The sequence below is a fragment of the Motiliproteus coralliicola genome (assembly GCF_003345655.1).
Classification (GTDB): domain Bacteria; phylum Pseudomonadota; class Gammaproteobacteria; order Pseudomonadales; family Balneatricaceae; genus Motiliproteus; species Motiliproteus coralliicola.
Genome location: NZ_QQOH01000001.1, coordinates 1,182,822 through 1,195,714 on the forward strand (window position 1 = coordinate 1,182,822; position 12,893 = coordinate 1,195,714).

12 protein-coding genes are annotated in these 12,893 nt (G+C 58.1%); 1 reads left to right on the plus strand and 11 read right to left on the minus strand.

Features of this window, described 5'->3' with window-relative positions:
• Nucleotides 1-47: 47 nt before the first annotated feature.
• The 4 genes from DV711_RS05185 to pfkA form a co-directional block, all read right to left on the minus strand.
• Nucleotides 48-773 (minus strand): anti-sigma factor, encoded by a 726-nt coding sequence (locus DV711_RS05185; protein ID WP_114694558.1) that lies wholly within the window; start codon nt 771-773, stop codon nt 48-50.
• Entirely contained in the window at nt 758-1,297 is a 540-nt protein-coding gene (locus DV711_RS05190; protein ID WP_114694559.1) for a sigma-70 family RNA polymerase sigma factor, read from the minus strand. The genes DV711_RS05185 and DV711_RS05190 overlap by 16 nt, the downstream gene beginning before the upstream one ends.
• A 66-nt stretch (nt 1,298-1,363) precedes the next feature.
• Nucleotides 1,364-2,077, minus strand: coding sequence for a hypothetical protein (locus DV711_RS05195; protein ID WP_114694560.1), 714 nt, complete (start codon nt 2,075-2,077; stop codon nt 1,364-1,366).
• A 103-nt stretch (nt 2,078-2,180) separates the two neighbouring features.
• Nucleotides 2,181-3,182, minus strand: coding sequence for a 6-phosphofructokinase (pfkA, locus tag DV711_RS05200; RefSeq protein ID WP_114694561.1), 1,002 nt, complete (start codon nt 3,180-3,182; stop codon nt 2,181-2,183).
• 288 nt (nt 3,183-3,470) lie between these two features.
• Here pfkA and DV711_RS05205 point away from each other — a divergent pair, with 288 nt between their 5' ends.
• Nucleotides 3,471-3,842, plus strand: a complete 372-nt coding sequence (locus tag DV711_RS05205; protein ID WP_114694562.1) for a hypothetical protein — start codon at nt 3,471-3,473, stop codon at nt 3,840-3,842.
• A gap of 28 nt (nt 3,843-3,870) precedes the next feature.
• On the opposite strand, the gene DV711_RS05210 is transcribed toward DV711_RS05205, so the two are convergent.
• The 7 genes from DV711_RS05210 to DV711_RS05240 form a co-directional block, all read right to left on the minus strand.
• Nucleotides 3,871-6,396, minus strand: a complete 2,526-nt coding sequence (locus DV711_RS05210; RefSeq protein WP_243633737.1) for a DNA polymerase II — start codon at nt 6,394-6,396, stop codon at nt 3,871-3,873.
• Nucleotides 6,393-7,400 carry a diphosphomevalonate decarboxylase gene (gene mvaD, locus DV711_RS05215; protein WP_114694563.1) on the minus strand — a complete coding sequence of 336 codons (1,008 nt, stop codon included), beginning with the start codon at nt 7,398-7,400 and terminating at the stop codon, nt 6,393-6,395. The genes DV711_RS05210 and mvaD overlap by 4 nt, the downstream gene beginning before the upstream one ends.
• 69 nt (nt 7,401-7,469) lie before the next feature.
• Complete coding sequence (locus DV711_RS05220) at nt 7,470-8,420, minus strand: mevalonate kinase family protein (RefSeq protein ID WP_114694564.1); 951 nt, start codon at nt 8,418-8,420, stop codon at nt 7,470-7,472.
• Nucleotides 8,404-9,420 (minus strand): mevalonate kinase family protein, encoded by a 1,017-nt coding sequence (locus DV711_RS05225; protein ID WP_114694565.1) that lies wholly within the window; start codon nt 9,418-9,420, stop codon nt 8,404-8,406. Before DV711_RS05225 ends, DV711_RS05220 begins: the two co-directional genes overlap by 17 nt.
• Nucleotides 9,420-10,586, minus strand: coding sequence for a hydroxymethylglutaryl-CoA synthase (locus DV711_RS05230; RefSeq protein WP_114694566.1), 1,167 nt, complete (start codon nt 10,584-10,586; stop codon nt 9,420-9,422). Before DV711_RS05230 ends, DV711_RS05225 begins: the two co-directional genes overlap by 1 nt.
• Nucleotides 10,587-10,600: 14 nt before the next feature.
• Complete coding sequence (gene fni / locus DV711_RS05235; protein WP_114694567.1) at nt 10,601-11,632, minus strand: type 2 isopentenyl-diphosphate Delta-isomerase; 1,032 nt, start codon at nt 11,630-11,632, stop codon at nt 10,601-10,603.
• 45 nt (nt 11,633-11,677) lie between these two features.
• Entirely contained in the window at nt 11,678-12,712 is a 1,035-nt protein-coding gene (locus tag DV711_RS05240; RefSeq protein ID WP_114694568.1) for a hydroxymethylglutaryl-CoA reductase, read from the minus strand.
• Between the last annotated feature and the right edge of the window lie 181 nt (nt 12,713-12,893).

Below are 12,893 nucleotides of genomic sequence, written 5' to 3' on the forward strand. Positions count from 1 at the left end.
AGCGCCCCATTACGATCGATCCCCGAAAAGAAATTGATGGCCGGCCGCTACCCCGGCTGATCTTGCCAGGGACTCAATTGCAGACAGGGCCCGCGGAACAAAACCGTCCCCTCGGGGCTTTCACCACGCACCACCAGCAGCTCCTGGCTGGCCTTGATCGCCAACCACTCCGGCTTGGTTAACAACCGGTTTGTCTGCATCGCATCGAGCGACCCCAGGTCGGTTAGCGCCTGGGTTTCACGGTCAACAGCCCATAGCCTCAATCCGCTTAGATCCATCGCATCGAGCCGTTCGTTCCACTGGATATGCAGCTGAGATCGGCCCGGCTTATCGCCCTTGTAAGCGGTGATGATCATCGGTGGTTCGGGCTGTTCCGGTAAGCTCTGCATCACCGCCATGTAGTTAACCGAGCGGAACTGCGGTGACTGGGGCCAGAGCCATACAGCCAGGCAGGCAACCAGCATCAGGGCGGTGGCCCCTCGCCAAAAAGCCAGTCCCTTCCAGAAGCGCCTAGCCCCCGAGGCGTGATCATCCGCCTCCATCTGCCCGCTAAGCTGTTGCCATACCCGCTCCGGTGGTTGCACCGGCTCGACCTCATCGTTCAGTCGATTCATACGCTGCTGCCAAAGGTAAATCATCGCTTCGAATTCGGAGTCTTCCCGCATCAGCCGCTCACAACGGCGCCGCACCCGCTCACTGAGGGAACCCAGAACGTAGTGGCTGGCCAGATGCTCTCGAACTTCGGCAGCTTGGTATCTTAGGCTTCGAGACATTGATGCAACTCCTTCAACCCGCGCCGAATCCAGGATTTCAACGTTCCCAGGGGGACCTGCAAACGCGCCGATAGCTCGGCATGGGTCAACCCATGGATATAAGAGGAGAGGATGGCGACCCGGGGCTCCTCGCGTATTTTCTGCAGACAACGGCTCAAATCATGGTGCTGCTGCCATAACCCACTTTCGTCACCAGCCAGCTGATCGATCAAGCTGTCGTCCAGTTGTTCCGGTTGCCGTTGAATCTGGCGGACCCGGTCGATGGCGTTATTTCGGCTCAGTTGGCAGATCCAGGCCCAGCCACCCCCTAGATCACTGCGATAGGCATCGGCGTTGTTCCAGATTTTGGCATAGCTCTCCTGCAACGTATCCGCCGCCAGCTCTCGATCTGAAATGATCTTCAAGGTCAGGCCATAGAGTCGGGCACTGGTCAGCCGATACAGTGTCTCGAAGGCCGGTCGATGCCTGAGCTTGATCTGCGCAAGGCAGGCTTCGATCTCTCGATTCCATTGTTCTGGTTGCAATCTAAGGTTCCTCGTTGGAGCCGCCACCGAGGTCGTGAACGGCTCCGCAGGGTCAGAGTGTATCGACTAGGGTTGGACGGCTAGATTCCACAGCCCTTTAACCCCATCCCCGCTGATATCGCCTGGCTGCGTATCCTTGACCCAGGTATACAGGGGAAGGCCATTCAGCGCCCACTGCTGGGTTCCATCTTTCCGCGCCACGATCGAATAGGGACCACTGGCGACAGCCCCTTCGGCGACCGTCAACGGCGGCCAAAGTTTGGCACACTTTTGGTAACAGTTGGATTGCCCCGGCTGATCCTTGGCGAACGTGTAAAGGCTGAATTGACGCTCGTCGGTCAAAATCCGAACTCCGTCCTTACTGTATACCTTCACTGGTACATCATCGGCGCGGGCAGAGAACCAGATGTTTTTAACCCCGTGACCGCTAGTATCACCGGCTCGCTGATCCTTAAACCAGGTGTAGAGCGGCTGCCCCGCTAGTCGCCACTGGCGTGACCCATCTTCTCGGGTAGTGAGATCAAACGCCCCCTGCGGCTTGGCACCATCGGCGGCGATATAAGGTGGCCATTTTTCGGCACAGGGGCCGTAACAATTGGACTGGCCCTCAGTGTCCTTGGCGAAGGTGTACAACGTCATCCCTTCAGGCGTTCGCCAAACGACGCCCTGTTCGGTCTGCTGTTTATCCGCCGGTAAGGTAGTCTTCTTGGTGTCGGTAGAGGCACAGGCAGCCAGCCCACTAGCCAGAACGATCGGAAGCAAAACGGTTGTCGGTTTCATCGAATTCCCCTGGTATTTAATAAAGGTACCTAGGGAAACGAACCGGACAGTCCTATGGATGCATGGGGGATAAATTTTTTCATCCACCGCGGAACGGCACGCGCTACTGTTGAATCAGCTGAGCCAGCTCCAGCAGGGCCGGGTCCAGCGGCAAACGCTCACCCAGATCAGCCAAGGGGCGCTGCACCAGGTGACGATTTTCCACGCCGAGCAGGCAACCACCCTGGCCCGCCTGCAGCACCTTGACCGCCACCGCACCCAGACAGGAAGCCAATACCCGATCCCGCGCCGACGGATTTCCGCCCCGTTGGATATGTCCCAGAATGCATACCTGCGGGTTGAAGCCTCGTTCGGTCAACGCCTGCGCTAGGCGCTGGGTCCGCCCCGGCTTGCGCCCTTCGGCCACGACGATGATCCGGCTGCTCGGTCGGGCGCTGGAATCTCCCTGCTTTAACGATTCGCTGACCCGATCCAGATCGATCGCTTGCTCGGGTACCAGGATCATCTCGGCGCCACCGGCAATGCCGACTTCGGTGGCCAGAAAGCCTGAATCCCGCCCCATCACCTCAACCAGAAACAATCGCTGGTGGGAGTTGGCGGTATCCCGAATCCGATCGATCGCGTCCAGGCCGGTATTGGCGGCGGTATCAAAACCGATGGTCTCGTCGCTGCCCTCAATGTCGTTATCGATCGTCGCCGGCAACACTACTAGCGGGAAGTTGGTCTCGGCGGCAAACTGGCGAGCCCCGGCCAGCGAGCCGTCACCACCGATCACCACCAGACCGTCCACCTCCATCTCCCTTAGGTGCTCGTAGCCCTGCCAGCGCACTGCCGGCTTATGGAACTCTTCGCAGCGGTCACTCTTAAGCAGGGTACCGCCACGCTGCAGGATATTACCCACCAGCGGTGACGTTAGGGGACGGATATCCGCCTCCACCAAGCCGCTGTAACCACGCTGAATCCCCAGCACATCAATGCCCTGATGTAACGCCGCTCGGGCAACCGCACGGATCGCTGCGTTCATACCCGGTGCATCGCCACCGCTGGTGAGCACGGCGATTCGACGGATATTCACGCTAGGGGTTAATTCGGGCAGATGGTACATAGTCTAAGCTTCCGGCTAAGTTCAACCCAACCAGCCTAGCGTCCAAATATGACCGAATAAGGAAAATAACAAACCGTTAAGTCGGATTTTGATAGCCATCAAAACCACTTTGAGGAGCACTGGCAACCATCGATCAGATAGGACAGAATTGATTCAGCCCTCAACCAACGAGGGATTGTCCTGAAGGTTACGGTGCCGAATAACCCAACTCAGATTTAGATCTGCAACAACTAACGAGCTACCGAATCAGCGACAACCCCGACAAATTTGAACAGCTAAGGAATTTATATGTTCATCAAGATCAAAAAGAATTGCGGCATCCTGATGGAAAATAACGCAATGGATCAAGGCATCGTGGTGCCGGTTTCCAGCAACTTCCTGATCAACCTGAACCAGGTCGCCGAGATCTCGTTCTATACCCTGAAAGAGAGCAAAAAGCGCCAGAATATCGATCATGCCGAGCTGGTGATCCCGACCAACACCCGCGTTATCCATCTGACCATGGATTACCGCTACGAGAGCCACCAGGAAGATCGCCCCGGCGTTTTCAACCGCCAGGTTAACCAACGCGCATACTACAAGCTGTTCTTCCTACCCGAATGCCCGGGCCAGTACGAAGAGCTGCGCGGTTACATCGAGCAGCAGGTTCTCAACCTCTGATCGATCGACCCAGCCAAGCAGCAGAGGCTTAGAACAGGCTCTGCTGCGGCTCCACCAACTGTTCAAAACTGTCACCGACCAGCGGTAGGATCGCCTCGGCAACGGGTTTGAGTTGTTTCTCCAGATAGTGCTGATAGTCGATCGAAGCGGTGCAGTACTCGGCCGGTTGCGCGCCTTGGACGGTAATCAGATAACTCACTGACCCACTCCGATGATATTTCGGCAGCTCACCACGCTGTTGACGCTGCTGCTCTTCTATTCTCGCCGCCTGAACATGGGGCGGCTGCGACTTTACGTACTCCTGTAACGGCCGCCGCAGTCGTTTTCGGTAAACCAGTTCATCGTCACACTGCCCGGCCAGCAATGCCTCAACCTGTTGCTTCAACCAATGACGGTAGGGCTGGTTCAGAAAAACCCGCCGGTAGAGTTGTTGCTGAAACCGTCGAGCCAACGGGGTCCAGTCACTCCGAACACTTTCCAACCCCTTAAACACTAGCGTCGGCTCCCCATGCTGATCTACCGTCATCCCGGCATAGCGTTTTTTACTGCCCCGCTCGGAACCACGAATGGTCGGCATCAGGAAACGTTGAAAGTGGGTTTCAAACTCGATCTCCAACCAGCTCTCCACCCCGTGCTCTGCCTGTAGCCGTTGCCGCCACCAGTCGTTCAACCTGACCACCAACTGCTTTCCAAGCAACACCGGATCGATCGATTCGACGCTTGCCGGCGGCTGCTGTGCCCAGACAAACAGTGAATCGGTATCGCCGTAGATAACGGTATAACTGCTCTTGTCGTCGGATAAGCCTTCGATAAAGTCGCGACTCTGCATCAGCACCTGATGCCCTCGCAGGGTGATCGAGCCGGACAGACGGTGATCGAAGAAACGGCACTGGTCCGAACCCAGTACTCCATAAAAGGAGTTCATGATGATCTTGATCGCTCGCGACAACGGCTCGTTTTGCTCCGCCTTGGCCTGATCCCGGGCCTGCCACAGAGTGGCGATCAATCCGGGAAGAATCGGATGACGTCGGGAGAATCTGGCGCCGTTGAACCCCTCAACGCAATGTTCGGCGTCTTGTTCAAGCCCGTCGTATAGGCCGTGGGGGTCGATCAGGAAACTACGAATCAGGCTTGGATACAGGCTTTTGAAATCCAGCACCAAAACATCCTGGTACAACCCCGGGCGCGAATCCATCACGTAGCCACCCGGGCTACTCATCCCGGCTTCACCGGAGGCATAGGGTGGCGCGGTACGACCAGCACGGTGCAGCCGCGGTAAATAGAGATGGTCGAAGGCCGCGGCTGAACCACCGACCCGATCCAACATCAGGCCGGTCAAACAGCTTCGTTCGATCAGGTAATCCAGCAGCTTGGCCTTAGCGAAGATCTGCCAAACCAGGCGGCAGTCTTCCAGGTTATAGCGCGCCAATGCCAGCTTATCATGGCGAAACAACCGGGTAATCTCGTTACCTCGCTGGTCCACATGATCGATCTTCTTACCCCGGCCCAGCAGCTGTTGCGACACCGCTTCCAGCGAATAGCTCTCAAACTGAAAAGTAGCGCCCTTGAGGCAGTCGATGCCATCCACCACCACCCGGCCCGGCAGACTGACCCGCGCCCAACCCGTTTCCCGTTCGTGCCACTTTAACGCGCCACCGCCCCGCCCCAGGTTCAATGACAACCCCAGCTGCTCAGCTTTGGCGCGCAGGAAGCGCAGGTCAAAGTCGATCAGGTTCCAACCGATCAGCATATCCGGATCAAACTCTCGCACCTGATCCATAAAGGCCTGCAGCAGCGCTTTTTCGCTGGGGAAATAGTGGATCGAGAGCGGCTCCTGGGCCTCGTCGCCGGACGACCCCTCAGCACCGCGCATCAGGACCCGTGCTAGTTCGACCTTATCCGGCCCTGTTTGACGGTCCCTTCCATTGGCGAGCACTCCGTAAAGGCCGATGGAATAGAGCTCTTGCCCCCGCATCGAGGTTTCGATATCGAACGACAACACCCGCAGGCGCGGGCGATAGTCACAGGGAGCGATACTCGCCTGTTCCAATTGCTGCCAACGGCTACCGGCCCCGGCAGATTGCCACTGACCGGCATTGATCTGCAGCCCACCGCAGATAAAGCGCTCCATCAGATAGCGCTCGGCAGGTCGGATATCATCTTCAATCAGGGTGACGCCGAAACGCTGCAGCTGCTCGCGGGCGCGGTACAGAGCTTCCAACTGATTGAGGTAGAGGCCATCGACCGAGCGCCCCTGAGGGTCGGTCAGTTGCAACGGCTGAAGTCGCCAACAGTTGGCGGCGGCATTACCGGAGAACAGGGATCGTAGCAGCTCCTGCACCTGCTGCCGCTCTTCGGCAAGGGTAAAGAAAACCGCTTCCTGATCACGCACCAGCCAGCGCACCGGGCCCTGGTCGGTACTCAACCAGTACTGAAAATCGAGCCCCTGTCGGCCCTGACGGGCCTGTTGGGTCAGGACAAAACCCGACCGCTTCTCGGGTGGGTTTAGACCGTTTTTACCGGCGTGGGTCACGGCGTCGGTCTCTAAGGTCAAGCGGCCTCAAACGGTGCCACCACCTGCAGCGACGGAAACGCTTTCAATACCGCTTGTTGATCCTGACCTTGGAACAGCAGTTTGAGGTTGGGACCGGCATCCATAGTGAAGTAGAGCGGCAGTCCCTGTTCGCGCAATGCCCAAACCTGCTGCATCGCCGCGACCGACTCGGGCTGCCAGTAAAGCAACGGCGGCCAGGAGGCGATCATGGTGGCATGCATGGATAGCGCATTCTGCTCCGCCGTAGCCCCAAGCAGTTCGAAATCCTGTTGCTCGATCGCCTGATGAATGCGCTCTAGATCGGCGGCGGCCTGCAACGGCCAGCTCTGGTACAGGTGAGCGGTATCGACGGTGCGCTGCATACCGGCACGCGAGCCCACCGACTTAGCCGCCGAAGTCAGCGTCAACAGGCCGATCCGAAAGTTGGGCCAGCTCTGAGCTAAAGGCCGCGCATGGGAGTCCATGCCGTCGTCGCGAACCCCCATCTGCCACTCGACGAATCCCTCAAAGATAGAGCGCGATGCACTGCCGCTACCGAGCCGGGCAAAGGCGGACAACTGCTCGGGGCTCAAACCGAAATTATAGAGTTTATCGACCGCCAGCATCAGCGCGGCAAACCCCGACGCCGAGGACGCCAGTCCAGCTGCGGTCGGGATGTTATTGTGGGTATCCACCTGCAAGCGGGGCGAACCGGGCTGGCGGAACAGATCCAGAAAGCTGACCACCTTGGCCGCAAAGCCCCCTTCCAGCGATTGCACCTCGCCGTTCAGAATCACCCGATCTTCCGCCCCATCGATCGGGCTGAGTTCGGTACGACTGCCCAGCTGGCCCAGGCTCACCGACAGGCTCGGATTGATCGGCAGATTCAGCGCCTTGTCGCGCTTACCCCAGTATTTACACAGGGCGATATTACTCGGCGCGAAGGCGCTGGCCTGCGGGCCGGGTTGCGCCTGCTTCGGCAGCTGCTGCTGTACGATCTGACGCGGGCTTGGGTTCTGACTCATACTGTGTTTTTCCTAAAACGCTAAGGGCGGATGGAGCAGGCTTGGCAGCAAGCGGTGTGACGACAGTCCTCAGTCTAGCCTGAGGCCTAGAGAGGCTACCTGTACCGGGATCCGATCCGGCAATTCAACCGCCTGGGGTTGCCCCAGAGAGATCACACAATCCCCCAGGCCGGAGCCGGAAATCTTGGCGCCTTGCACCAGCGAATCGCCCCGTAACTGATAGATCATCTGCGATAACTTGGCATCATTGACGCCCAACGCATCCATCAACCCCTGATAGTAGTTCATCAACCGCCCCAACAGGGTCCAATCGCCCTGGCCAGCGGCTTCGCAGGCCTGCTCGGCGCACTCGGCCATCAGCTGGTAGAGGTGCTGGTAAAGCAGTGGTAACTGTTCGGCAGCCTCGGCCACCCGCTCCAACACCAACGGGGTCTTCAATTTATAGCCGCAGTAATACAGTCCGATCGATGGCAGCGGTGCCAGTTTCTGCCGCTCACCGCTCTGATGATAAGCCACCATTCCGCCTTCGATCGCCGCCGCCAGATCGGCACCCGATCCACGCCCCTGCACCCGTAACATCACCGCCCGAGCCTGTTCAAACAGTTGATCTGAGTTCGGGCTTTGTCCCAACCAGCGGTTCAATACCGCCAGGGTTGCAACGGTCACCGCCGCCGAAGAGCCCAGCCCCACCAGATGGGAAAAGTCGGACTCAACCTGTAGCCGAACCCCGGTGCCGGGCGATATCCCGGCCTCGACAGCAAAGGCCGTATAACAATGTTCGAACGCTGCCAGAATAAAGCTGAAGGTAGCATCGGCATGTCTCTGATCGATGGGTGCTCGATACTGCCCCAGGGCAGATTCTATCTCCAGCTGCGGCTCATCCAACGGTGTAAGTTCGACCCGTATCCGTTTATCCACCGCCAGTACCAGCGCGCGGGAGCCATGCAGCACCGCATGCTCACCCAGCAGCATCAGGGTACCGGGGGCCGAAGCCCGAATGCTGCTATCGATCTGATTCATATACCGCTCCCATCGTATCCATCTGCAGAGGCTGCCAGGCTGCGGATTGGCTCGACAACGACTCGAGCGTCCGATCCGGGGCATAGATCAACACCAACCCTGCCCGGTTGCCGCTTACCGCACCGGCACCACTGATCTTGGCACTGGCGCCCTGCTGCTCAAGTTCACGCACCTGTTGCTGTACCGATTGCGGTACGACGCCAATCCGCTCCAACAGGCGTTGATTTTGTCGTACCGAGGCATGAATTCGCTCCGGACTGGCCCCCAGCAGCGCCTGCTGGAACTGTTCGGTGACCTCGGCAAACTCATCCCAGATGCCGCTACGTCCGAACTGGCGCCTAACTTGGCTGCCACACTGCCCGGTCGAGCAGTCCGGTTTCCCACTGTCGAAAAGATACCAGCCCTGCTGAAGCGACGCCGGCAATGGTTGAACATCGCCCTGCTGGAAACGCAGCATCCCTCCGCGACCGCAGACTGCCGGGTCCAGTCCACTGGAACGGCCATGCTGAAGTTGCTCACAACGGGTTACCAGAGCCACCAATTGCGGGGTGGCCAACGGCTTGCCGGCATAGCCACTGACCGCTTTGAGCAGCGCGGTGACCGTGGCTGCCGATGATCCCATTCCGGCCCCCAAGGGGATCTGCGAACTCAAGCGCAGCCGACACCCGGCTATGGCAGACCAACACTCGGGAACTAGGGACAGGGCGTACTGAAACAACAAGGCTGGTTGCGCCATCACCGCTTCGATGGGCAGGTCTCCATCGAGAAAGTCCTGGTGGCGTTGCTGTAATTGTCGCTGCAGAGGATCCAGCTGATCCAGACGGACCCGCTCACGGGTATTGAGGCTGTCGAGGACAAGCTCAACATCAGTACCCAGTCCGGCGGCGGCTTCAAGCTCGACTGTGGCATAGCGGCACAAGGCCAAGGCAAGGGCGGGCCTACCGTAGACGACGGCGTGTTCGCCGCTCAGGATCGCCTTGGACGGGGCCCGGGCGTGCATCAGCGGGCGCTGTAAACCCGCTTATGCTGGTTGATCGCTTCCAGGCGGAACGGACCTTTGGTCTGCTCGGGCATACGGTGGTCGCCACCATCGGCCGGGCACTCAAAGTTATAGAACTTGAGGTATTCGGTGTAGCTCAGCTCGGTCCGTGCCTGCAGCATCGCTTGATGCTTATCGGTATGCAGGTAATCGCGGTAACCGGGCATCACCGTGCCGCTGAAGAATTCGGAAACACAGCCGGAACCGTAGCTGAAGAAGCCAACCCGCTGACCGCTTAACTCCAGCTCTGGGTTGTCCAGCAATGAGGCCAGGCCGATATAGATCGACGCGGTGTAACTGTTGCCGATGATGCGGTTGTAGTTCAGCGTCGGCATCACCATCGCATCGAGGGCTTCTTTATCGCGCTCGCTGTGGGTATAGCGTGACAGTTGGGTCTGCGCTTTCTCGGCCATGCGGCTGAACGGCAGGTGATAGCACAGGTAGTCAAGCTGATCGAACTCGGCACCACCCTGCTCCAGGTAGTCGCTATAGGCCTGCTTCAGCGCGGTCAGGTAGATCTTGGTGGAATACTTGCCGTCCACCAGCGCGGTAGAGCGATAGTTGGGACGCCAGAAATCCATCACATCTTCGGTATAACGGCCCGATTCGGGGGCGATCTCGACCAGTTTTGGATTCGCACCGATCAGTACCGCAACGGCACCACAGCCCTGGGTCGCTTCTCCGGAAGAGGCCAGATCATAACGGGCGATATCGGAGGCCAGCACCAGCACTTTGCGCCGAGGGTCTCGGGCCACGATGGCGCAGGCCATCTGGATCGCCGCGGTGGCGGAGTAGCAGGCTTGCTTGAGCTCGACGACCCGGCAACGGTTGGGCAGATCCAGCAGACCATGAACGAAAACACCGGCAGCCTTGGATTGGTCTACACCGGTTTCGGTGGCGAACATCAGGGTATCGATCTGGGAGCGTTCACAACGCTCCAGCAACGGCAATGCCGCCGCCGCCGCCATGGTCACGACATCTTCGTCGGCACCGACGATGCCCATCTTTTCCTGGCCGATTCCCTGGTAGTACTTCTCGGCATCGATATTTTGTACGTCTGCTAAGCTCTTGAGATCAAGGTAAAAATTCGACGTATAAAAGCTGATATCATCAATACCGACAGACATGCTCTAAGAAAATCCTATTCGTCCAACAGTAGCGCATCGTTCAGCCGCAGCTGTTCCAGATCGGCCGCACCGAGCAGGAACATCGCCGTGACAAACTCACGCTTAATGTGTTCAATCGTTGTCATTACCGCTTCGGGCGATTCCATGGCCGGCTTTAAGAAAGGAGCCGCCATGCCGCAAAGCGAGCCGCCGAGTATAACAGATTTCACCATGTCGATACCCGATCTGAGACCGCCGCTGGCAATAAATTGTGCCTGTTGCATATAAGGCCTGGCCAAGCCTAGGGCGGTCGGGGTCGGAATGCCCCAATCCTGGAACAGTAGCCCGAGCGAACGCTCGCCATCGGGACGACATCGGTGGTGCTCGATACGACTCCACGAGGTCCCGCCGCTACCGGCCAGGTCGAAAATCTGTACACCGTTCTCCAGGCCCAGCTCAACATCTTCCGGCGCCAGCCCTGCGCCTACCTCTTTTAAAATAACCGGCTGATCAAGCGCTTCAACCAAGGCTTTGATCTTCTTATCTAAACCGGAGAAATCCGTGTCGCCCTCAGGCTGAACCGCTTCCTGCAGCGGGTTTAGGTGAAGAAACAGCGCATCGGCGTCGAGAATCTCGACCGCTCGACGAGCCTGCTCGATATCAAAGCCGTAATTCAGCTGTACCGCGCCCAGATTGCCCATCAGCAGTGCTGTTGGCGCATACTGGCGTAGCTCAAAACTCGCCTTGGCTCCCGGGTGGCTGAACATCACCCGCTGGGATCCGACCGCCATCGCCACACCACAGCGTTCAGCGGCAATGGCCAGATTTCGGTTGATGGTTCGCAACTGTTCGTGATCGCCACCGGTCATCGATGAGATCAGAAGAGGAAAACTGAGTTTTTTACCAAGAAATTCGCAGCTCGGATCGATCTGATTCAGATCCAGTTGCGGTAAGGCCCGATGACGCAGCCGGATGGCGTCGTAATGATGGTGGTTGCGGTCAACACCGGCATCCTTCTCTATCGCCCGGATATGTTCGGTCTTGCGGCTGTTGGTCGGATCACTCATTTCGTGCTCGAATCGGGATGGCTATAAAAGCAGGATAAGCGCCGGCTAGCGCTCCATGGCCAGATGGGATTGCATCAACTCACCCGGGTTGGTCTGGGCTGCCATCAATGACAGTTCGCCACAGAGAACCGTGGCCGCACACCAGACCGCTAGTCGGCGGGCATTTTCCCCGGGCTCACGCTCTTCTTTACAACCCAGCATGGCCAGATTCTCTTCGACAAAATCCAGTCCTTTGCCATTACCGACACTGCCCATGATCAGGTTCGGCAGCGTAGCGGAGAAATACAGATCACCGTCTCGAACTTCCGCATGCACCACCCCTTGCGAGCCTTCCACAATATTGGCCGCATCCTGACCGGTAGCCAGGTAAAACGCCAACAGCATATTGGCATAGTGGGCGTTGGCACTACGGATGCCCCCGGCCATCAGGGTGCCGATCAGGTTTTTCTTGATGTTCAGCTCCACCACCTGCTCCGGGGTGGTCTTCAATCGACGCTGGCAAAGTTCTCGCGGAATGGTGACTTCGGCGACAACATACTTGCCGCGACCGAGAATACCGTTCACTGCCGTGGCTTTTTTGTCCGAGCAGTAGTTGGCCGAAATCGACACGTAACTGAGCTGCGGATACTGCTCCAGAATCCAAGGAAACAACTGGTCGGCCGCATTGGTGACCATATTGTGGCCGGATGCGTCGCCGGTAGTGAACTCCAGCCGCAGGTAGATCATGTTGGCCACCACCTGGGTATGCAGGTCGATCAGCTTGGCAAAACGACTACTCTTGGCGACTACTGCGTTGAGTTCGGGCAGGCGGCTTTTGAGACTGTTGATCGCGCCCAAGGCAGCACCGGCATCCGCAGCCTCAAGCAGAATCGATCGGCTCATCCGGTCATCGATTACGGTGGCACGGATGCCCCCGGCCAACTTGGTAACCCGAGCCCCACGACCTACCGAAGGCCACAGCGGGGTTTCATAGGTTGCCAGCGGCACCATCACTTCATCGTCAACCTCCTCGCCGATAACTTTAACGGGACCGACATTGCGCATCGGGATCGGGGCTGTAGTGATTTTGTGTGATTTCATCCGCTCGGCTTAATTGGTAGCTGGCAAAGAGAGGTGGTTGAAACAGCCCTGGTAGAACTGTCCAATGGTGGTTTTGCAGCTCAGCAAAGCATAGGTACAAAACCACCCTAAAAAGGCTGGGGCGATTGTATCTGCCGCCTAGAACGAATGCAATTTAGGAACTAACAGCGCCAGCTGGGAG